Here is a 19,800-nt window from a genome sequence, read left to right as displayed (position 1 = left end):
CGCGACCCGTGCGGACCTCCGCCGCGACGATGCGGCCGCGGGACCCGACGGCGTGCAGGAAGCGACCCGGCGACGGACGGCCGGCGGGTCGGGAGACATGACAGCGCTCACCGGTGTGTCGTGCCAGCACCATCCGACGAAGTGGAGCAGACGATGACGTCTACGCATTCGAGCCGACGAGGGAGGACGGCGCTCGCCGTCGCCCTCGCGGCGGTCCTGGGAGGGACCCTCCTCGTGCCACCCGCGGCCGCAGAGGTCGCCGAGGACGAGTTCACCGAGATCCTCAGCTTCGAGGGCTACCAGCGCACCGCCCTCAACGGCCAGGACGGCTGGTCGGCCTCGGCCGCGGCCCGGGTCGTCGCGGACCCGCTCAACGGCAACAACCAGGTCCTCGAGATGGTCGGCGGCACCCAGCGCGCCCACCGTGCGGTCCCCGGGATCGCCGACGGCACGACCGGGACCGTGTTCTTCCGCTTCATGCGGACCGGCAGCGTCGACACGTCGTTCGGCATCACGGACAACGACGCGCCGTCCGACTACGCGCACAGCCGCGCGTACGTGAACAACCAGAACAACGACGTGATGCTCGTGCGGGACGGCGGCGCCTTCAAGCCCGCCGGCGTCTGGTCTCGGGACACGTGGCAGTGCGTGTGGATCGTCGCCGACAACGCGACGGACAAGGTCAGCGTCTACAGCCAGGGCGGCCCGTACGAGGAGATCACCCGGCTGCCCGAGGGCACGGAGCAGCAGTTCGGCTTCCGCCAGGGCGTCACCTCGGCGCTCGACCGGTTCTTCTGGATCAACGGCGCCAGCAGCGCGGGCCGCCTCATGCTCGACGACGTCGCGGTCGACACGGCGGGGCAGAACCTCGCGATCCCGACGGGCAACCCCGCCGACTGCGCCGCGGGCGGCACCACGCCGAACGAGCCGCTGCTCAACCCGCTGCCCGACCCGACGCCGTCGACCCTCGGCATCGAGGTGACGGAGCTGGCCCAGCTCCCGGCGTCGCAGACGACCCCGGCGACGCAGGACCCGCGCCTCGTGCGCCACAACCGCATCACGCACCTCGACGAGATCCCGGACGGCTCGGGCCGCCTCATGGTGCCGGACAACAACGCGGTCCTCTACACCGTCGACAAGGACACGGGCGCCTACGTGCCCTATCTCGACGTGCGCCAGCAGTTCCTCGACAACTTCCACAACAGCGCAGGCCTGGGCACCGGCCTCGGCTCCGCCGAGTTCCACCCCGACTTCGCCGAGAACGGGCTGTTCTACACGGTGCACACGGAGGGCGGCACGGCGCTGACGGAGGACACGCCCGACTACCCTGCCTACGGCAACACGCAGTTCCACAGCGTCGTCACCGAGTGGAAGGCGACCGACCCGTCCGCCCCGGTCTTCGCGGGCACGAGCCGCGAGGTCCTGCGCGTGCCGTTCGCCGGCCGCGTGCACACGGTGCAGCAGATCGCGTTCAACCCCACGGTCACCGAGGGGGACGCCGACTACGGCAACCTCTACGTCCTCGTGGGCGACGGCGGCAACGGCGTCGGCAACGGCAACCCGCAGAACCTCGCGACGCCGCAGGGCAAGGTCTTCCGCATCGACCCGCTCGGCACGAACGCCGCGAACGGCCGGTACGGCATCCCGGCGGACAACCCGTTCGTCGGCACGCCGGGCGCGCTGCCGGAGATCTATGCCGTCGGCCTGCGCGACCCGCACCGCATCAGCTGGGACCCCGAGGGCGACCACACGATGTACCTCGGGCACATCGGCGAGTGGCAGGTCGAGTCGGTGTACGCCGTCGAGCCGGGCGACAACTTCGGCTGGTCCGTGCGCGAGGGGTCGTTCCTCGCCGACAACCGGCAGATCTACCCGCTGCCCGCGAACGACGCCGAGAACGGCTTCACCTACCCCGTGGCCGCCTACGACCACAACCGCGACCCCGGTCAGACCGGCGACGCGGGCGTCGCGCTCAACGGCGGGTTCGTCTACCGCGGCGACATCCCCGAGCTGCGCGGACGCTACCTCTTCACGGACCTCGTGCGCGGCTGGGTGCTGGCCACCGAGGCGGACGAGATGGTCCGCAACGACGGCGACCTCGAGGACCTGGCCGAGATCGAGCACCTGCGCGTGTTCGCCGACGGCGCGGAGACGACCTTCCAGGAGCTCGTCGGCGACCAGCGCGTCGACCTGCGCTTCGGGTCCGACGCCGACGGCGAGCTCTACCTGATCTCGAAGGCCAACGGGAAGATCTGGCAGGTCACCGGCGCGCGGCGCGTCGGGGCGTCCTCGCCCGTCGTGCTCCCCGAGCTCGCCGGGAACGTCGCGGCGCACTACGACTTCGACCACCCGGTCGCGGGCTCGACGACGTGGGAGGCGGACCAGGGCTGGTCCGGCACGAACATCCAGCTCGTCAACGGCGGGGTGGAGATGCGCGTGGCCGACCGCGCCTACCCGGGCGCGGGCGAGGCGCTGCAGACGCAGCAGATGAGCCCGCTCACGGCGTCGAACGACGACTGGAAGGCCGGCGTCTACGACCCCGCGGGCGTGGACTCGCTCGGGGCGTTCGCGGACGCCGACGAGATCTCCGTCATGGGCTGGTTCAAGCCGACCGGCGAGCACCCCGCCCTCAACTCCGGCACGGCGAACCCCGACGACCGCTACAACGCGATCGGCCTCGCCGGGGTGCTGACCGGGGACTCCGACGGCCACGCCGTGCGCGCGCTGCTCGAGGTCATCACCGTCGGTGACGAGCTCAAGCTCGTCGCGCTGGGGCGTCGCGTCGACGGCGGCGGCTCGTGGACGTTCGCGGCCGACCTCCCGTGGGACCAGATCCTCGAGCGCAACCGCTGGGTCCACCTCGCGGCGACGTTCGACTTCGCGGGCGGCGAGATGAAGCTGTACATGAACGGCGAGGAGCTCGAGGGCCGGTACACGGCCTCGAACCCCTGGGGTGCCGGCTCCACCTCCCCGACCGACCCGCGGGGGATCAAGATCGGCGGCAGCTTCCCGCAGGACACGCGGGAGGCCAACCCGTTCCACGGCCGCATGGACGACCTCATGTTCCTCGACACCGTCCCGACGCCGGAGCAGGTCGCGGCGCAGTACGCCCGGTTCGGCGCGCAGCCGGTCGAGCCGCCGGCGCCGCCGTCGTGCGCGCCGGCGGGCGAGCCGGTCACGGACGTCATGGCCGCCGAGAACTGGGCGCCGCGCACGCCGTCGAAGTGGCAGTTCCCCGGCGACGCGATCGTCCTCGCCCAGGCGGGCGACAACCCGAACGACGGCATCCGCCGGCCGTTCGAGTACGCCGTCCTCACCGAGGGCCCCGAGCTCGGCTCGTTCGCGCTCGACGCCGAGGTGCGGCTCGACGCCCCGGCGTCCGTGAACAACCGGGACGTGATCGTGGTGTTCGGCTGGCAGTCGGACACGCAGTACTACTACGCGCACCTCTCGCAGGACAACACGATCTACGCCCACAACGGCATCTTCAAGGTCGACGGCAAGGACCGGGAGCGGATCGACGACCAGTGGGACGGCGCGGTCGGGGCTCCCCCGGCGGTCACCGACGAGGAGTGGCACGACGTGCGCGTCGTGCGCTGCGCGGACAGCGGCGACATCGCCGTGTACCTCGACGGCCTCGACACCCCGCTCCTCACCGCGAACGACACGACGTTCGCCGAGGGACGTGCCGGCTTCGGGTCGTTCGACAACACCGGCAGCCTGCGCGACCTCGTGGTCACGCCGGCCGCGGAACCGGCCGAGGTCGAGCTCGACGTGGCGGTCTCGCCGCGCTGCCTCGCCGGCAAGGCGTACCTCGCCGTCGCGGCGACGAACGAGTCCGACGTGCCGGCCGACGTGACCCTGACGACCGCCTTCGGGTCCCGCACGGTCGCTGACGTCCAGCCCGGCCAGGCCGCCTACCAGTCGTTCGCGTCGCGGGCGACCGCCCTCGACGCGGGGTCGGTCACGGTCTCCGCGACGGCCACGGTCGACGGCGAGGAGGTGTCGAGCGAGGTGGTCGTCGAGCACGCGGCGCACACCTGCGGGTGACGCCCGGCTCGTGGCCCGGGGGTCCTGACCCCCGGGCCTGACCGCACGAACCGCCCCGGCTCCGTCCAGGCTGCGTCCGACCAGCCCGCGGGACCGGGGCGGTCCGTGCGTGCGGACCGCGGCCGCCGGCGGTCACCCGGCCGCGAGCGCCGCCCCACCGCGCCGGAGCGCGAGGACGAGCGAGCCGGCGACGAAGTAGTCCTCGTCGACCTCGTGCCGCGCCTCCCGGACCGCCCGGCGCAGGTCCTCCGCGCGGGCCGCGAGGGTGCGCAGCGCCGCCTCGTCCGCGGGCACCGCGGAGACGGAGCGCAGCGCGGCGGCGTAGGCGTCGAGCGCACGGGCCGCGAGCGGCCGCAGCCGGGCCCCGAGGGCCAGGTCGTCGCGCCCCTCGCGCTCCCACTCCACCAGGAGCCGGACGAGCGACCCCACGACGTCGGCCGACACCTCCAGCTCCTGCGAGCGCCGCACCTGCGAGACCGCCCAGTCCCGGTGCCGGCGCAGGCGGAGGTTCGCCCGCGCGGCCTCGCGCGTGCGTGCGACGGCGTCGCGCGCACGGACGAGCGTCGGGTCCACCTCGCGGCGGCGTTCCTCCCACTCCTCCGCGGACGGCGGCCGGTCGCCGTCGAGCCCGTCCGCGAGCGCCTCGACCTGGTCCGCGAGCGTGTCGCGCAGCCCGTCGAGCGCGTCCTCCGTGGGGGTGAGCGGCAACGGGGGGACGAGGAGGTTGATCCCCACGCCGATGGCGGCGCCGACGACGACGAGACCGGCATAGGCACCGACGAACTCGACCTTGGCCGCGTTGCCGATGATGAGGACGAACAGCGCCGACGTCACCGCCCACGTGCCCATCTCGCCGAAGCGGCGCCACCCCGCGCACAGGAGCGCGAGCCCCACGACGAGCGCGACGGAGAGCGCGCTCGGGGAGAGGACGAGGTCGACGCCACGCGCGATGGCCGCGCCGACGAGGATCGCGAGGATCGCCTGGGCGGACTCGCGGACCGAGCGGGCGAGGGTGCTCGTCGTCGCGACGACGGCGCCCAGCGGCGCGTAGTACGGGTAGTCGGAGAAGGGCTCGGGCGCGAGCACGCCGACGAACCAGGCGAGCGCGGCCGCGACGGCCCCCTTGACCGCGAGCGACCACCGGGGGTGCCGCACCCAGCGCCGGGCCGCGGCGGCGACCGCACGGCGCGCCCAGGTGGGCCCCTCCCCGTCGGGCCCGTGCGGGGCCGCCCGGTCGTCCGTCGTCACGAGCACGAGGATCGCCCCTCGTGCCGGCACCCGCACGTCGCCTCCCCACGGCGGCCCGGGGTGTGAGCGGGAGGAGCCGGTGCTTCACTGGCGACGTCGGTGCAGAGTCCCGCCGACGCCGTCGGGCACGGTGGCGTCCCAGGCGTGCTGACGCCGCCGCGGTCGGCACGACGACCACGGAAGGACGACGACCGATGCGAGCACTGACCTGGCAGGGACGCGAGAAGGTGAGCGTCGAGGACGTGCCGGACCCCCGGATCGAGCAGCCCACGGACGCGGTCGTCCGCGTGACGTCGACCGCGATCTGCGGCTCCGACCTGCACCTGTACGGGGTGCTCGGGATGTTCCTCGACGCGGGCGACGTCCTGGGCCACGAGGCGATGGGCGTCGTCGAGGAGGTCGGCCCGGAGGCGGGGAGCCTGAAGGTCGGCGACCGCGTCGTGGTCCCGTTCACCATCGCCTGCGGGCGCTGCTGGATGTGCGAGCGCGGCCTGCAGACCCAGTGCGAGACGACGCAGGTGCGCTCCCAGGACAAGGGCGCCGCGCTCTTCGGGTACACCAAGCTCTACGGCCAGGTCCCCGGCGGGCAGGCGCAGTACCTGCGCGTGCCGCAGGCGCAGTACGGACCGATGGTCGTGCCCGACGACGGCTCCCCGGACGAGCGCTACCTCTACCTGTCGGACGTCCTGCCCACCGCGTGGCAGGCGGTCGAGTACGCCGACGTCCCGCCCGGCGGCACGGTCGTGGTCCTCGGCCTCGGCCCCATCGGGCAGATGTCGGCCCGGATCGCGCTCCTCCGCGGAGCGTCCCGCGTCGTGGGCGTCGACCTCGTCCCCGAGCGGCGCGCGATGGCCGAGCGGCACGGCGTCGAGACCCTCGACCCGTCCGCCGTCGACGACCTCGCCGTGGCGGTGCGCGACCTCACCTCGGGCCGCGGCGCCGACTCCGTCATCGACGCGGTCGGCATGGAGGCCCACGGCTCCCCTCTCGCCGAGGCCACGCAGAAGGTGGTGGGCCTGCTGCCGGACCTGCTGTCGGCGCCCCTCACCGAGCGCGCCGGGGGCGACCGCCTCGCCGCCCTCTACACCGCGTTCGACCTCGTCCGCCGCGGCGGCACGGTCTCGATCTCGGGCGTCTACGGCGGTGCCAAGGACCCGTTGCCGATGATGCAGCTCTTCGACAAGCAGCTGACGCTGCGCATGGGCCAGGCGAACGTGCGCCGGTGGACCGACGACGTCCTCCCCCTCGCGGCCGACGTCTCCGACCCGCTCGGCGTCCTGGACCTGCGCACGCACCGGCTCCCGCTCGAGTCCGCGCCCGAGGCGTACCGCACGTTCCAGCGCAAGGAGGACGGCTGCATCAAGGTCGTGCTCGACCCGTGGGCCTGACCACCGTCGACGCCGTCGTCGTCGGCGCGGGGCCCAACGGTCTCGTCGCCGCGAACGCGCTCGCGGACGCGGGCTGGGACGTCCTCGTCCTGGAGGCGCAGGAGACTTACGGCGGCGCGGTCCGCTCCGCCCAGGTCGCCGCGCCGGGGTTCGAGACGGACCTCTTCAGCGCGTTCTACCCGCTCGCGGCCGGGTCGCCCGTCGTCCGGGGGCTCCACCTGGAGGACCACGGGCTGTCGTGGTCGCGCGCACCGGACGCCCTGGCCCACGTGCTGGACGACGGTCGGGCCGCCGTCCTGCGCGAGCGGGCGGTGGACACCGCCGCAGGGCTGGAGGAGTTCGCGACCGGGGACGGCGACGCGTGGCTCGAGCTCGTCGCGGGCTGGGACCGCGTGCGCGACCCGCTCCTGGACGCGCTCTTCAGCCCCCTGCCCGCGGCGGGGCCGGTGCTGCGCGTGCTGCGCCGCCTCGGGGCTGCGGGGACGCTCGACCTCGCGCGCCTGGCCGTGCTGCCCGTGCGCCGCCTCGCCGACGAGACGTTCCGCGGCGAGGGCGGCGGCCTGCTCCTCACCGGCAACGCCATGCACGCCGACGTCCCGCCCGACGCCGCCGGCAGCGGCGTGTTCGGCTGGCTGCTCGCGATGCTGGGTCAGGACGTGGGCTTCCCCGTCCCGACGGGCGGCGCCGGGCGCCTCCCGGACGCGCTCGTCGCCCGGCTGCGCGCCGGCGGCGGGGACGTCGTCACCGGCGCGCGGGTCGACCGGGTGCACGTGGTGTGGGGCCGCGCGGTCGGCGTGAGCACGGCCGACGGTCGGCACGTGCGGGCGCGCCACGCGGTCCTCGCCGACGTCAGCGCGCCCGCGCTCTACCTCGACCTCGTGGGTGCGGACCGGCTGCCGCCGCGGCTCGTGCGCGACCTCGGCCGGTTCCAGTGGGACCACCCGACCCTCAAGGTGAGCTGGGCGCTCGACCGGCCCGTGCCGTGGACCACGCCGGGCGCCCGGTCGGCCGGGACGGTGCACCTCGGGGTCGACCGGGCCGGGTTCGTGGACGTGTCGGCCGCGCTGTCCCGGGGCCGCGTCCCCGACCGGCCGTTCCTCGTGCTCGGGCAGATGACGACCTCCGACCCGTCGCGCTCCCCCGCCGGGACGGAGTCCGCCTGGGCCTACACGCACCTGCCCCACCGCCTGCGCTGGACGCGCGAGGCCGTCGCGGACGAGGTGCAGCGCGTCGAGGACACGGTCGAGGCCGCGGCGCCCGGGTTCGCCGACGCGGTCGTCGGACGCTTCGTGCAGTCCCCGGCCGACCTCGAGGCCGCCGACGCCAACCTGGCGGGCGGGGCCGTCAACGGCGGCACGTCCGCCGTGCACCAGGAGCTGTTCCTGCGGCCGACGCCCGGCCTGGGCCGGCCGGAGACGCCGGTCGCGTCGCTCTACCTCGCGAGCGCGTCCGCCCACCCCGGCGGCGGGGTGCACGGCGCGTGCGGGTGGAACGCGGCGCGCGCCGCGCTCGCCGCCGCGGGCGCGCGCGGGGCGCTCCGGCGCGCGCTCGTGCGGACCGCGTGGGCGCGGCTCCTGCGCGAGCCCTGACCGCACGCGGACCACCCGCCGGCCACCGGGCCGAGGACGTGCCGGGACGGATCGAGAGCAGATCGGGGGCACGTCGTCGGCAGATCGGGTGCTACGGGTTCCGGCGCTCGGCGAGGAACGCGAGCCGACGCAGCGTCTCGACGTTCCGCGGGCCGATCACCGCGCTGCGCAGAGGCCGCGGGACGAGCGTCCCCGGCCCCTTCTCGGCGTCCTCGGCGATGCGCACGACGCACCCGTCGGCGGTGGGCGCCACCTCGATCCGCACCCGTGCCTCCCCCGCGGGCCAGCCCCGTGCCTGCAGGTCGATCCCGCGGCCCGGCTCCCAGGCACGTACGACGGTCTCGTCGTCGAGCAGCGCGGGCCAGAGCCCGACCGAGTGGAGGATCCGCGACCCCGGCGCGGGCCACGCGTCGTCGACGGCGCGCACGCGCGCCGTCCCGACCACCCACGTCGCGTACGACCAGCCGTCCGCGAGCACGCCGAGGACCGCGTCCGGGGGGCACCGTACGGCCCGTGCGACGGTCACCATGAGGCGACGCTAGTCCCGCGCCCGGCACTGGCAACCGCTCGCGGTCGGGGCGCTCGTGCGCGCGTGCGCGCGCCGCCGGACGTAGCGTGAGAGGCCCCCCGCGACGACGCGAGGACCACCCTCAGGAAGGGGCACGCGCCATGGGTATCGCCCGCTTTCCGCAGGAGTTCGCGGTGCGCGCCGCGACGATCCTCGACCACGGCCTCGAGGTCAGCGTGACGATGCGCCAGGCGGGGGTGAGCGTGCGGGCCGGGAGCAGCAGCGACGCGGCCGCCCGCTGCGACCAGGCCGAGGCGCTCGACGACGCCGGGCCGTGCGTGGACGCCATGGACGTCGGCTCCCGGCTCGTCGTCGCGGTCGCGGACGCGGCGCGGTGGGAGCGCTGGTCGCGCCAGGCGCGCCTGGAGGGCTTCGTCTCGACCGCGGCGGTCCCGGCGACGGTCGCGGACGACGTCGCCGTCGCCCTCAACCTCTACTCCCGCACCCCCGATCCCTGGACCCCGGAGCTGCTCGCCGCGGCCGACTCGTACGCTCAGCTCGTCGCCTCTGCGGTACGCCTGCGCCTCGAGCTCGCCGAGCTCGAGGACGCGACCGCCGGGTTCTACCGCGACATGTCCGACGCCGTCGCCACGGAGCGCGCCGTCGGCGCGATCATGCAGACGAACCAGTGCTCCGCCGAGGAGGCGCGGCGCATCATCGACTCGGCCTCGCGGCACCGGAACGTGAGCCCGCGCGAGGTCGCCGAGCAGCTCCTGCGGGCGCTCGTCGTGTCGGAGCCGCCCGAGCCGTCCGAGCCGTCCGAGCCGTCCGAGGACGAGCCGGGCGCGTGAGCGTGCCTCACGTCCCGTCGTCGCCCGCTTCGAACACCTCGCGGTAGAGACGCCCCGCCTCGTCGACGACCTGCGGGTCGACCGACGCCGCGGGCACGACGTCCACGAGCAGGGGCTCGCAGTCGGGCCCGCGCCCCGCGACCTCGCCGGTGAGCAGCCAGGGGAAGCGCTCGGGCGTCAGGAGGTGCGCGTACTGGCAGAGCTGGCGCGCGACCCAGTGCTCGACGGGCCGGTCCCACCACGGCTCGGGGTTCATCGGGTTGACGCTGAGGCCCGGCAGCAGGCAGCCGCTCTCGTGGTCGCGGCTCACGGTCGCGCGGTCCTGCGCGGGCCCACCGCTGAACCGGACGTAGAGGGGGTCCACGACCGCGACGAGCTCGGCGACCTCCGCCAGGCTCCGCAGGCGCGGCAGGGCGTCGAGCGCGCTCGTCTCCTCGGGCACCGTGTCCTCCTGACGGACGTGGCTGCGTGCCGGTCGGCCCCTTCTCGACCGCGTCCTGACGACGTCCCCGCCCGGGTCCGCCGCCGACACGGCCAGGCTACGAGGGCCCCGCGTCGCAGGCACCCCGGGACCGGCGAGCGCCGCGGCGCCGTGCGACGGTGGCAGGACCGCGCCTTCCCGGCGCGGCACCGGCCGGCCGGCACCCCACCAGCCGGCACGCAGCAGCCGGCACCCAGCAGCCGGCAGCCAGCAACCAGCACCCAGCACCCAGCACCCAGCAGCCAGCCAGCACCGACCGAGGAGGCCGACATGAGCGAGAACGACGAGCGCGGCTACGACCCCGCCGAGGACCCCGACGCCGACCCCCGGTCGCTCAACCCTCGCGAGGGGCGCCACGCGAGCGGCTCCGGCGCGGACGACGAGACGGACACCGACGCCGACCCCGGGAACGTCAACCCGCGCACCGGCGGCGCGGCGTCCGGCGACGCCTGAGGGGCGCGCGAGCGCTACCGCGACCCGCCTACGCGACCGCCGGGGCGGGCGTCGGCGTGAGCGCCACCGCCTCGCCCGGGGCCGTCTCCCCGGGGAGCCCGAACCGCAGGCCCAGGTGGTCCATCGTCGGCGGGAGCGGGTCCCGCGCGAGGTAGCGCCCCCGGCCGACGACGAGGTCGAGGCGGGCGACGCGCACGAGCGTGTGCGACGCCAGGAGGAGCACCACGTTGCGGCCCGGGCAGGACACCGGGCCGCCGCTGAACGGGACGAGCCCCCAGTCGGCGTCGGCCCGGCCGTCGAGCCACGCCTCCGGCGTGAACGCGTCGGCGAACGACAGGCGCCCGGGGTCCCGGTGGAAGTACGCGCTGAGCACGACGAACCCCGTCCCCGCCGGGAAGGTGCGCGCGCCCCAGCGCACCGGACCCGACGCGTCGCGCAGGATCGCGAGCGTCGTGGGCCACAGCCGGACCGACTCCAGCACGCACCCCCGCGCGTACGGCAGCACGGCGGGCCCGCGTCCGGTCGTGACCGGCTCCGCGAGGAGGCGCGCGCGGACGACCGGGCGAGCGGACGCCACGGCCAGCGCGCGGAACGTGGCGGCGCCCGCGGCGTCGAACGCGAACAGCCAGTGGGGGATCTGGCGGCGCACGGCGTCCGCCCCGTCCCTGTCACGCCCGCGCGCGGCGAGGGTGCCCGGCTCGGCCGCGGCGACGTGCTCGGCGATCCGGCGTTCCAGGGCCGCCCGCAGCCACGGGCGGCGCGGCCGGAACCAGGACCAGTTCCCGTCACGGCGCAGCGCGTCGAGGACGGCGACGAGCCGCTCGTCGTCCCGGGCCGCGCGCCCGAGGACGACGGTGCGGACCACACGCCACCACGAGGCCGCGAACGTGTCCCAGTCGAGCCGGCCCGACCCCTCGACCGTCGCGACGAGATCTCGCGCCTCCCGCTCGACCGCCGCGACCAGGGCGTCGCCGTCGTGGTGCACGGGCTCGGACGTGTCGAGCACCGCCTCGTTCTCGGGACGGCGCTCGCGTCGTGCCTCGGGCGGGGAGATCAGGACGCCGTCGGGCTGGAAGTGCCCGAGCGCCCCCCGCTTCTCCCACGACGCCGGGGTGAACGGCGCGGGCGACCCGACGAGGATCCGCTCGACGTGCTCGGGCCGGGTGGCCAGGACGAGCCGGCGCGCACCGAGCCGGACCACGAGCGGAGCCCCGTGGTACCGGGAGCGCAGGCGGTCCAGCAGCCGGCGGGCCGTGCGGTCCACCTGGCGACGCTCCGCCCACGCGGTCGCGCGGGGACGGCGCATGATCGCGCCCTGGGCGACGAGCGGACCGAGCACGTCCCGCAGGACGAGCCCGGTCTCGCGCGTCGTGAGGTCGACCGGCGTGTCGGTCATGCGCTCGTCCCGAGGACGGCGGCGGTCAGGGGCACCCCGCTCAGTCCTTGTGCAGGGCGTCCTTGACGGCGCCCGTGGCCTTGTCGAGCGTCGACGGCGTGCGCGTCGTGCCGTGGAACCGCTCGTCGGGGGTCGTGGGCGGCGGCATCGGCACGCCCGCCGGCGGCTCCGCGACGTAGGTGAACTCGCCCTTGCCGTCCGGGGTCGGGCCGCTCGCCCAGCGTCCCTCGGACGCGTGCTCGCCGTCGGAGAAGTTGATGTACTGGTACGCGACGTCGCGGTCCTCCTTCGAGAGCGGGAACGTGCTGGGGACGGGCAGCTCCTCGACGCCCTCGTCGCGCAGCTCCTGCGCCGCGGCGAGCCACTGGTTCTGGTGCATCGTGTCGCGCGCGAGCAGGAAGGCCAGGAGGTCCTTGACCCCCGCGTCGTCGGTCATGTGGTAGAGCCGGGCGACCTGCAGGCGGCCCTGCATCTCGGCGTTCGCGTTCGCCGTGAAGTCGGCGAGCAGGTTGCCGCTCGCGGTCACGTAGCCCGCCGACCACGGGTTCCCGTTCGAGTCGACCGGCCGGGCGCCCGCGCCCGCGACGATCGCCTGCTGCGGGTCGGTCCCGCCGACGATCGCGGCCACGGTCGGGTCGTCCTGCACCGCGCCCTCGACCAGGCCGACGGGCGCCTTCTCCAGGAGCTGCGCGATCATCGTCGCCAGCATCTCGACGTGACCGAACTCCTCGGCGCCGATGCCGTAGAGCAGGTCGCGGTACTTGCCCGGGAGGTGGGAGTTCCAGGACTGGAAGCCGTACTGCATCGCGACGGTGATCTCGCCGTACTGCCCGCCGAGCACCTCCTGGAGCTTGCGGGCGTAGACGGCGTCCGGCCGGTCGGGCGTGGCCTGGTGCTGGAGCTCTTGACGGTGGAAGAACATGGTCTCTCCCTCGAGGAGGTCGGCCCTCACCACGCGGCGTGCGCGGAGGACCACGGCACGCGCCCCGTTCTCGACGCGTCGAGCGTCCCACCAGCGTGGAGCCCTCCGGTCCCGGTCGCATCTGGGCGGGGCACGCCCGACGCGGCGTCGCCGGGCTCCTCGGCGACGTGCGTCGGAGGTCGCGCGCGCGAGCGCGGCCGGACGTGCCTACGGTCGACCCAGGGCTTCGAGAACGGGAGCGCGACGACACGAGGAGCGCCCATGTCCGAGCCGCGCAGCAGCACCACCATCCCGGACGACGCCGGCACCCCCGTCCTCCTGCGCCTCGCGCGGCGGCTCGAGGACTCGACCGCGCTCGACGACCTCTCCAGCGCCGTCCGCGGCGTGGCGCTCGCCGTCGTCCCCTCCCACGGTCGGCTGCGCGAGGAGCTGCACGGCCGCTCGCTGGGCCACGCGCTCCACGCGACCCTCACCGACGTCCCCGTCGGCCTGTGGACCAGCGCCGCCGTGCTCGACCTCGTCGGGGGCGAGCGGAGCGCCCCGGCGGCGCAGCGGCTGGTCGGGCTGGGCGTGCTGGCCGTCGCGCCGACGGCACTGACCGGTCTCGCCGACTACCTCGACGTCGACCGGCGTGCCCGACGCGTCGGCGCGGTGCACGCGGCGCTCAACACCGGCGTCTCGCTGCTCTACGGGACGTCGTGGCTGCTGCGCCGCGGCGGGCGGCACCGGGCCGGGGTCGCGGTCTCGACGCTCGGCTACGCCGTCGCCGGGGCGAGCGCGTTCCTTGGCGGGCACCTCGCCCAGGCGCTGCGGGAGCCGCCCGCGGAGGTCGCGCTCGGCGACGACGACGCCCCGGACCTGCCGTGACCGCGGCACGACCCGCCCGGCGTGCGCTGCCGCCGGCGGACCGCGGCGCCGCCCTCGTGACCGGCGCGACGAGCGGGATCGGGCGCGCGCTCGCGGTCGAGCTCGCCCGCCGCGGGGACGACGTGCTCGTGGTCGCGGACCGCGACGTCGAGCCCACCGTGCGCGACCTCGCCGCGCACGGCGGCGCGCACGAGGGACTGACGGTCGACCTGGCGACGCCCCGCGGGGTCGAGACGACCGCCCGGCGCGCTCGCGACCTCGGCGTCTCGACCGTCGCCCTCAACGCGGGGGTCGGCGTGCACGGCGCGTTCGCGCGCACCCCGCTCGAGGACCAGCTGCGCCTCCTGGACCTCAACGTGCGCTCGGTGGCGCACCTGACGCACCTGCTCCTGCCGGACCTCCTGGCGGAGGGCCGCGGCCGGATCCTCGTCACGTCGTCCGTCGCCGGGAGATGCCCGCCCCGCACTTCGCCGGGTACGCCGCGTCGAAGGCGTTCCTGCGCTCCTTCGCGTGGTCGCTGCGCGGCGAGCTCGCCGGGACGGGCGTCACGGTCACCGCGCTCCTGCCGGGCCCGACGCGCACGCCGTTCTTCCGGGAGGCGGGGATGGAGCGCACCCACGTGGGCCGCCTGCCCAAGCCGCGAGCGGCGACCGTGGCGCGGCGGGCGGTGGACGCGCTCCTCCGCGGGAACCCCGAGGTGGTCACGGGCGTCCAGGGCGGCGTGATGCTCGCCGCCGCGCGGGTGCTGCCCCAGCCGGCCCGCGCCGCGTTCCACGGCTGGTTCTACGCGCCCGTCCCGGCCTCGCTCGCCGTGGCGGGGCCGACGTCGTCACCGCTGCGGTAGCCGTTGACCTTGTGCGTGCCGTCGCACCACGGCGGGATGGCCGTGCCGCCGCAGCGGCACAGCGCGACGGTCGCGCGGTGCCGCTCGATCTCGTGCCCCTCCTGGTCGACGAGGCGGGCGGGGCCGCGCACGAGCAGCGGGCCGTCGGGGCAGGCCGTCACGACGACCTCCTCCGCGCGCCCGCGCGGTTCGCCCGTCACCGTGACCCCGCCCCGGTCGCGCGCCGCAGCGCGGCCACCGAGTGCGCGGCGCAGCGGATCCGCGTCCCGCGGTAGGGCACTCCCCCACGGAGGCGCCACGCGAGCGCGGCCCACACGCACACCGCGCGCTCCAGCAGCCACGCGGGCGCCCAGAGGGCCGCCGTCGGGGGCCACGCGGCGGCTCCCCCGGCGGTGCGCCGCCCGACCTCCGCGACGAGGACCGCGCTCCCGAGCACGACCAGGACCGCGGCCGTCCCCGCCGCGCGTCGTGCGCCGTCCGAGCGCGCCGCCCCGACGACGCACGCGGCCAGGAGCGGCGCCAGCGCGAGCTCGGCGACCAGGCGCGCGGGCTGGGCGAACGAGTCGTACGCCTGCCGCACGCGCTGCTCGAGGAACGCGCCGACGCCGGGCGGCCGGCGGACGACGACGAGGTCCGGACGGTGCGCGACGCGCCCGCCCCGGGCCAGCACGGTGCGCTCGAGCTCGAGGTTCTCGAACAGCACCCGGGCGTCGTACCCCCGCGGCCCGAGCGCGTCACGGCGCAGCACGAGCGTCCCCGCCCAGTCGTGGCCGAGCGCACGGTTCACGAGCGAGCGCGCGGTGTCCCACCGCGCGTGCCACGGCGCCGGGTCGAACACGTTCTGCGGCACGACGACGTCCGCCTCGTCGAGGGCCGCGAGCGCCCGGTCGAGCGTCGCGACGTCCCACCGCACGTCGTCGTCGGCGACGACGACCGCCGGGGTGGTCGCCGCGGCGAGGCCGGCGAGGACGCCGACGACCTTGCCGTTGCACCCCGGCGGCGGCGCGGCGACCGCGACCGTCCGGACGGCGTCGCCCCACGACGCCGCGTGGAGCGCGCGCACGGGGGCCGGCGACCCGTCGGCCACGACGACGTGCACGTGGCTCACGAGGTCCCCGAGGTACCGGGACAGCTCGGTCGTCGCACACGCGTCGAACCGGTCGCGGCGCAGCGGGAGCACGTAGGTCGCGTCACGCACCGGGCGCGTCACCGCCCTCGGCGGCCCTGCTCGACGACCGGCTCGACGACGGGCTCGACGCCTGGTCCGGCAGGGGCGGGTCGAGCGGCGCGCGCAGCGCGGACCCGCCCGCCTGCCAGCGCTCGAGCACGTGCGCGGCGACGTCGCCCTCGACGGCGAGGCACGCGGCCGCGCCGAGCAGGACGTCGTCGCGCAGCGCGGGCTCCTGCTCCGCCAGGCCGCCGGCCAGGTCGCGCGCGGCGATCTGCTCGTGGACCGCGTCCGCCTCCACGTGCTCGTCGAAGTACCAGGTCGTGTCCGCGTCGTGGCCCAGGCGCCGGAACCCGTTGCCGTAGAGGCGGCTGGGCACCGACGACGTCATCTCGAACGCCGCGAGGTGCCCGACGACCGCGCCCCGCAGCCGGCGGTGCAGGCCGAACAGGGACATCGTGTTGACCGCCGCGAGGACCACCGCGGGCACGGCGTCGACGTAGCGCCCGTAGGTGTCGTCGAGCCCGACGCCGCGCATCGCCCGCGCGAAGAGCTCCGCGTGCATCCGGCCGGGTCGACCGCCGCCGTACTCGTCGGCCTGGATCTCCACGAGCGCGGCCTTGGGCGTCCCGGCGAGCCGCGGCACCGCCCACGTGTGCGGGTCGGCCTCCTTGAGCTGGTACAGCGACTTGAGCGCCAGCAGCTCGCGCACCTGCTCCGCGTCCGCGCGCTTGGCGACGTAGCGCGACAGGCTCGGGCCGTCGTCGGCGGCGGCGAGCTCGAAGAGCCGGCGGGCCACCCCCGCGGCGTCCGTCTCCGTGCACGCCGGCCGGCCCGCGCGCTCGCGCACGGCGGCCTCGAAGGGGACCTCCAGGCGCGCGCGGACGGCCAGCAGCGCCGGAGCCCACTCCCACGCGTCGTCGACGCCGTCCACCCCGCGGTAGTGCAGCTCGTAGAGGACCGTGAGGGCGAGCTGCACGTCGTCGTCGCGCAGGACCCGCCCGGCGGCGGCGTCCAGGGCGACCGGGAGGGCGTCCCGGACGGGACGCAGCCGCTCGGCCGCGTCGTCCCCGGGCGGGCCGTCGACGAGAGCCCTCACGAGCGCCGCGGTCAGCGGACCGCGCGGTCGCGGCAGCGGCAGCCGACCCGTGCCGGGCGCCGCGAGGGCGTCGGGCACGGGCTCGGTCGCCGCACGTGCGGTCGCGGACGCCGGTGCGGCGGGCGCGGTCTGGGCGGGGACGGCGGTGGAGGTCATGCTGGGGGCTCCTCGCGCTCGCGCGGACGGCGCCCCTGCTCGACGCCACCGCCATGCTCCCCAGGGTCGGCCGCGCTCGCGAGCCGGGACGCGGCTCGTGCCGGCCCCGTCGCCGCCTCAGCCCTGCTGGGACCCCTGCGGTGAGGTGGCGGACGTCCCGTGCCGCGTGAGCTCGGCGAGGAAGCGGTGGCACTGCTGGGCACGCTCGGAGTCCTCCGCCATGACCTTCTCGAAGAAGGCGGCGATCTCCTCCTTGCCCGCGTTGCGGGCGTCCCGCACGTACTGGCCGTAGTCGTGCCCGGCCTTGAGCGAGTGGTACTGCACCGAGATGAGGTCGAACGTGACGTCGTCGAACCCGGTCTCTCCTGTGGCCATGATCGTGGACCTCCTGCGCCCGAGGGCGCCGTACGGCCGGGCGGCGCCCGGCACGGTGGCGGCCGGCTGCTCGACCGCTCCCACCGTCGCAAGGCCGCGGGCGCTCGCAACCGGGGGCCCGGGGGTGCGCCCCGGTTGTGTGCGGACGACCCCGGCCTACCGTGAGAGGTGGTCCAGGAGGTGGCCGTACCGGCGGAGCGAGAGCCCGGCACGGCCTCTCTGCTCCGTCGCCAGTCACGCCGCACCAGCGCGGCGACGACGACGGGAGTCCGACCATGAGCGAGACGAACGTGCCGTACGGCTCGGGGCCCGGTTCGCCGGGTGCCGGGACGACGCAGGGAACCGGCGAGAGCGGCAGCGCCGCGACCGGGGTGAAGGAGCGCGCGAGCGAGGCCGCGTCCCACGTGGGCGACGCGGGCCGCGACGTCGCGCAGGACGCGAAGGAGAAGGCGCGCGACGTCGCGCACGAGGCGACGGACCGCGCGCGCGGTCTGGTCGACCAGACGAGGACCGAGCTCAGCGCGCAGGCGCGCACGCAGCAGGAGCGCCTCGCGGGCGGGCTGCGGTCCCTCGGCGACGAGCTCCGCCAGATGGCGGACGGCACCGAGAACCCGGGCTACGCCACCGACCTGGTGCGGCGCGCCGGGGACGTCACCGGGCAGGTGGCGCAGTGGTTCGAGGACCGCGAGCCCTCGTCCGTGCTGCACGAGGTCGAGAGCTTCGCCCGGCGTCGTCCGGGCACGTTCCTCCTCCTCGCCGCCGGCGCGGGCCTCCTGGTCGGGCGGCTCGTGCGCGGCATGAAGGACGCGCCGGGCGCCGGCTCGGACCGCGGCGACGACGCGTCCGGCGCGGGCACGTCGGGGACGCGCGGCGCGCACGCCGCGCCCGTCGGCACGTCGACCGGCAGCACGGGGACGACCGGGACCGCGGGACTCGCCGGGACCACGGGGTCGACCGGTACCACGGGCCTCGGTGGTACGGCCGGCACGAGCGGGACCGGCACCGCCAGGACGACGGGGACGCGGGGCGAGCCCGACATCGGGACCGCCGGGGCGTACCCGGGCCTCGCGAACGACCGGCTCGACCAGGACCCGGACGTCGCGACCTCGGCGGAGGGGGACCCGACGCCGCCGACGTTCCCGCCGACGACGTCCGGCACGGGCGCCGGCCGACCGGGAGGTGGCCCCGATGTCGTCCATCCCTGACCCGTTCGCCGCGGCGCACACCGCCCGGCACACGGCGGGCAGCGGGCCCGACCCGGGCGCCCCGCCCGCCCCGGCGACCGCCGCGGGCGCGGCCGGCCCGACGGGGACCGGCGAGCAGCAGAGCCTCGGCGAGCTCGTCGCCGAGGTGAGCCGTGACCTGTCGACCCTCATGCGCCAGGAGGTCGAGCTCGCCAAGGCCGAGGCCAAGCAGTCCGCGCAGCGCGCCGGGAAGGGCGCCGGCATGCTCGCCGGCGCCGGGGTGGCGGGCCACATGGTCCTGCTGTTCCTCTCCGTCGCGCTGTGGTGGGCGCTCGGCGCCGTCATGGGCCGCGGCTGGTCGGCCGTCGTCGTCGCGGTGCTGTGGGCGATCGTCGCCGCGGTCCTCGCGGCGCGCGGACGCACGGAGCTGCGCACGGTCGAGGGCATGCCCGAGACCACGGACACCCTCAAGAAGATCCCGAACGCCGTCCGAGGACACGAGGAGAAGAACTCATGAGCACCAGCGATCCGGAGGAGATCCGGGCCGACATCGAGCGCACGCGGACCGAGCTGAGCCGGGACGTCGACGCCCTCGGGGAGAAGGTCAAGCCCGGCAACGTGGCGCGACGCCAGGTGGACCGGGTGCGGTCCGGCGTGACGAGCGTCAAGGACCGGGTCATGGGCACGGCGCACGACACGGCGGACTCCGCCCGCGACGCGTCGCACGGCGTCGCCGAGCGTGGCCGCGAGGCGGCGTCGTCGGTCGCCGACTCGGCGCGCAGCACCGCGTCCTCGGTCGCCGAGACCGTGGGCTCCGCGCCGCGCGCGGTGCGCGAGCAGACGCAGGGCAACCCGCTCGCCGTCGGGCTCGTCGCGTTCGGCGTCGGCCTCGTCGTCGCGTCGCTCCTCCCGTCCAGCCGCGCCGAGCAGCGTGCCGCCGTCGGCGTCAAGGAGAAGGCGGCCCCGCTCGTCGAGGACGTGAAGTCCACCGCGCAGGAGGTCGTGCAGGACCTCAAGGAGCCCGCGAAGGAGGGTGCCGAGGCCGTCCGCGACGCCGCGAAGGACGCCGCGCAGTCCGTGGGCCAGCACGGCAAGGAGGCCGCGGCCGACGTCCGCGACCAGGTCCGGGAGGGCTGAGCCCGACGCACCGACGGCCCGGGAGACGAGACCTCGTCACCCGGGCCGTCGTCGACCTTCCTCCACACCACGTCGTGAGCCGAT

18 protein-coding genes and 1 pseudogene are annotated in these 19,800 nt (G+C 76.0%); 10 read left to right on the top strand and 9 right to left on the bottom strand.

Going from position 1 to position 19,800, the window contains the following annotated elements:
- The first annotated feature begins 153 nt into the window (after positions 1-153).
- Positions 154-4,050 carry a PQQ-dependent sugar dehydrogenase gene (locus ACTJIY_RS00395; RefSeq protein WP_440673147.1) on the top strand — a complete coding sequence of 1,299 codons (3,897 nt, stop codon included), beginning with the start codon at positions 154-156 and terminating at the stop codon, positions 4,048-4,050.
- A gap of 132 nt (positions 4,051-4,182) precedes the next feature.
- Here the strand turns inward: ACTJIY_RS00395 and ACTJIY_RS00390 are convergent, their stop codons facing one another.
- On the bottom strand, positions 4,183-5,328 hold the full coding sequence (locus ACTJIY_RS00390) for an FUSC family protein (protein WP_353709157.1): 1,146 nt from the start codon (positions 5,326-5,328) through the stop codon (positions 4,183-4,185).
- Between the two features lie 164 nt (positions 5,329-5,492).
- Here ACTJIY_RS00390 and ACTJIY_RS00385 point away from each other — a divergent pair, with 164 nt between their 5' ends.
- Positions 5,493-6,686: a zinc-dependent alcohol dehydrogenase gene (locus tag ACTJIY_RS00385; RefSeq protein WP_440673148.1), complete on the top strand. Its 1,194-nt coding sequence runs from the start codon at positions 5,493-5,495 to the stop codon at positions 6,684-6,686.
- A complete protein-coding gene (locus ACTJIY_RS00380; protein WP_440673149.1) occupies positions 6,677-8,275 on the top strand; it encodes a phytoene desaturase family protein in 1,599 nt (532 codons plus the stop codon). The genes ACTJIY_RS00385 and ACTJIY_RS00380 overlap by 10 nt, the downstream gene beginning before the upstream one ends.
- Positions 8,276-8,366: 91 nt before the next feature.
- Here the strand turns inward: ACTJIY_RS00380 and ACTJIY_RS00375 are convergent, their stop codons facing one another.
- Positions 8,367-8,804 (bottom strand): SRPBCC family protein, encoded by a 438-nt coding sequence (locus ACTJIY_RS00375; protein WP_440673150.1) that lies wholly within the window; start codon positions 8,802-8,804, stop codon positions 8,367-8,369.
- Between the two features lie 140 nt (positions 8,805-8,944).
- On the opposite strand from ACTJIY_RS00375, the gene ACTJIY_RS00370 reads away from it, so the two are divergent.
- Positions 8,945-9,634, top strand: coding sequence for an ANTAR domain-containing protein (locus tag ACTJIY_RS00370; protein ID WP_440673151.1), 690 nt, complete (start codon positions 8,945-8,947; stop codon positions 9,632-9,634).
- 7 nt (positions 9,635-9,641) lie between these two features.
- On the opposite strand, the gene ACTJIY_RS00365 is transcribed toward ACTJIY_RS00370, so the two are convergent.
- Complete coding sequence (locus ACTJIY_RS00365; RefSeq protein WP_440673152.1) at positions 9,642-10,076, bottom strand: DUF6098 family protein; 435 nt, start codon at positions 10,074-10,076, stop codon at positions 9,642-9,644.
- 309 nt (positions 10,077-10,385) lie between these two features.
- Between ACTJIY_RS00365 and ACTJIY_RS00360 the strand changes: the two genes are divergently transcribed.
- Positions 10,386-10,568 (top strand): hypothetical protein, encoded by a 183-nt coding sequence (locus ACTJIY_RS00360; RefSeq protein WP_253049819.1) that lies wholly within the window; start codon positions 10,386-10,388, stop codon positions 10,566-10,568.
- 28 nt (positions 10,569-10,596) lie between these two features.
- On the opposite strand, the gene ACTJIY_RS00355 is transcribed toward ACTJIY_RS00360, so the two are convergent.
- Complete coding sequence (locus tag ACTJIY_RS00355) at positions 10,597-11,964, bottom strand: cytochrome P450 (RefSeq protein ID WP_440673153.1); 1,368 nt, start codon at positions 11,962-11,964, stop codon at positions 10,597-10,599.
- Positions 11,965-12,004: 40 nt separating this feature from the next.
- Positions 12,005-12,886, bottom strand: coding sequence for a manganese catalase family protein (locus tag ACTJIY_RS00350; protein ID WP_440673154.1), 882 nt, complete (start codon positions 12,884-12,886; stop codon positions 12,005-12,007).
- 261 nt (positions 12,887-13,147) lie between these two features.
- Here ACTJIY_RS00350 and ACTJIY_RS00345 point away from each other — a divergent pair, with 261 nt between their 5' ends.
- Together ACTJIY_RS00345 and ACTJIY_RS00340 are read left to right on the top strand one after the other, a co-directional pair.
- Positions 13,148-13,753 carry a DUF2231 domain-containing protein gene (locus ACTJIY_RS00345; protein WP_353709149.1) on the top strand — a complete coding sequence of 202 codons (606 nt, stop codon included), beginning with the start codon at positions 13,148-13,150 and terminating at the stop codon, positions 13,751-13,753.
- Positions 13,750-14,597, top strand: a pseudogene (locus tag ACTJIY_RS00340) (SDR family NAD(P)-dependent oxidoreductase). Before ACTJIY_RS00345 ends, ACTJIY_RS00340 begins: the two are co-directional and overlap by 4 nt.
- Here ACTJIY_RS00340 and ACTJIY_RS00335 read toward each other — a convergent pair.
- The 4 genes from ACTJIY_RS00335 to ACTJIY_RS00320 form a co-directional block, all read right to left on the bottom strand.
- Entirely contained in the window at positions 14,537-14,758 is a 222-nt protein-coding gene (locus ACTJIY_RS00335) for a CDGSH iron-sulfur domain-containing protein (protein ID WP_440697213.1), read from the bottom strand. The pseudogene ACTJIY_RS00340 and the gene ACTJIY_RS00335 sit on opposite strands and share 61 nt — an antisense overlap.
- 35 nt (positions 14,759-14,793) lie before the next feature.
- Positions 14,794-15,795, bottom strand: a complete 1,002-nt coding sequence (locus ACTJIY_RS00330) for a glycosyltransferase (RefSeq protein WP_440673156.1) — start codon at positions 15,793-15,795, stop codon at positions 14,794-14,796.
- A complete protein-coding gene (locus tag ACTJIY_RS00325) occupies positions 15,788-17,020 on the bottom strand; it encodes an iron-containing redox enzyme family protein (protein ID WP_440673157.1) in 1,233 nt (410 codons plus the stop codon). The genes ACTJIY_RS00330 and ACTJIY_RS00325 overlap by 8 nt, the downstream gene beginning before the upstream one ends.
- A 117-nt stretch (positions 17,021-17,137) precedes the next feature.
- Positions 17,138-17,395 (bottom strand): acyl carrier protein, encoded by a 258-nt coding sequence (locus tag ACTJIY_RS00320; RefSeq protein ID WP_353709144.1) that lies wholly within the window; start codon positions 17,393-17,395, stop codon positions 17,138-17,140.
- Between the two features lie 275 nt (positions 17,396-17,670).
- Here ACTJIY_RS00320 and ACTJIY_RS00315 point away from each other — a divergent pair, with 275 nt between their 5' ends.
- The 3 genes from ACTJIY_RS00315 to ACTJIY_RS00305 are packed head-to-tail and all read left to right on the top strand — an operon-like array spanning position 17,671 to position 19,716.
- Positions 17,671-18,600: a hypothetical protein gene (locus ACTJIY_RS00315; protein ID WP_440673158.1), complete on the top strand. Its 930-nt coding sequence runs from the start codon at positions 17,671-17,673 to the stop codon at positions 18,598-18,600.
- Entirely contained in the window at positions 18,584-19,096 is a 513-nt protein-coding gene (locus ACTJIY_RS00310; protein WP_440673159.1) for a phage holin family protein, read from the top strand. Before ACTJIY_RS00315 ends, ACTJIY_RS00310 begins: the two co-directional genes overlap by 17 nt.
- Positions 19,093-19,716 carry a DUF3618 domain-containing protein gene (locus ACTJIY_RS00305; protein WP_439157604.1) on the top strand — a complete coding sequence of 208 codons (624 nt, stop codon included), beginning with the start codon at positions 19,093-19,095 and terminating at the stop codon, positions 19,714-19,716. The genes ACTJIY_RS00310 and ACTJIY_RS00305 overlap by 4 nt, the downstream gene beginning before the upstream one ends.
- Positions 19,717-19,800: the final 84 nt, after the last annotated feature.

Origin of the sequence: Cellulosimicrobium sp. 22598 (assembly GCF_052044445.1) — a bacterium.
Lineage (GTDB): Bacteria > Actinomycetota > Actinomycetes > Actinomycetales > Cellulomonadaceae > Cellulosimicrobium > Cellulosimicrobium cellulans_G.
This window is presented reverse-complemented; position numbering and strand designations above follow the sequence as displayed.

Bases quoted from the DNA above. Each gene is read 5' to 3' on its own strand.
- ACTJIY_RS00310 (WP_440673159.1), top strand. From the start codon at position 18,584: ATGTCGTCCATCCCTGACCCGTTCGCCGCGGCGCACACCGCCCGGCAC.
- ACTJIY_RS00385 (WP_440673148.1), top strand. From the start codon at position 5,493: ATGCGAGCACTGACCTGGCAGGGACGCGAGAAGGTGAGCGTCGAGGAC.
- ACTJIY_RS00360 (WP_253049819.1), top strand. From the start codon at position 10,386: ATGAGCGAGAACGACGAGCGCGGCTACGACCCCGCCGAGGACCCCGAC.
- ACTJIY_RS00325 (WP_440673157.1), bottom strand. From the start codon at position 17,020: ATGACCTCCACCGCCGTCCCCGCCCAGACCGCGCCCGCCGCACCGGCG.
- ACTJIY_RS00315 (WP_440673158.1), top strand. From the start codon at position 17,671: ATGAGCGAGACGAACGTGCCGTACGGCTCGGGGCCCGGTTCGCCGGGT.
- ACTJIY_RS00305 (WP_439157604.1), top strand. From the start codon at position 19,093: ATGAGCACCAGCGATCCGGAGGAGATCCGGGCCGACATCGAGCGCACG.
- ACTJIY_RS00395 (WP_440673147.1), top strand. From the start codon at position 154: ATGACGTCTACGCATTCGAGCCGACGAGGGAGGACGGCGCTCGCCGTC.
- ACTJIY_RS00320 (WP_353709144.1), bottom strand. From the start codon at position 17,395: ATGGCCACAGGAGAGACCGGGTTCGACGACGTCACGTTCGACCTCATC.
- ACTJIY_RS00345 (WP_353709149.1), top strand. From the start codon at position 13,148: ATGTCCGAGCCGCGCAGCAGCACCACCATCCCGGACGACGCCGGCACC.
- ACTJIY_RS00375 (WP_440673150.1), bottom strand. From the start codon at position 8,804: ATGGTGACCGTCGCACGGGCCGTACGGTGCCCCCCGGACGCGGTCCTC.
- ACTJIY_RS00355 (WP_440673153.1), bottom strand. From the start codon at position 11,964: ATGACCGACACGCCGGTCGACCTCACGACGCGCGAGACCGGGCTCGTC.
- ACTJIY_RS00350 (WP_440673154.1), bottom strand. From the start codon at position 12,886: ATGTTCTTCCACCGTCAAGAGCTCCAGCACCAGGCCACGCCCGACCGG.
- ACTJIY_RS00370 (WP_440673151.1), top strand. From the start codon at position 8,945: ATGGGTATCGCCCGCTTTCCGCAGGAGTTCGCGGTGCGCGCCGCGACG.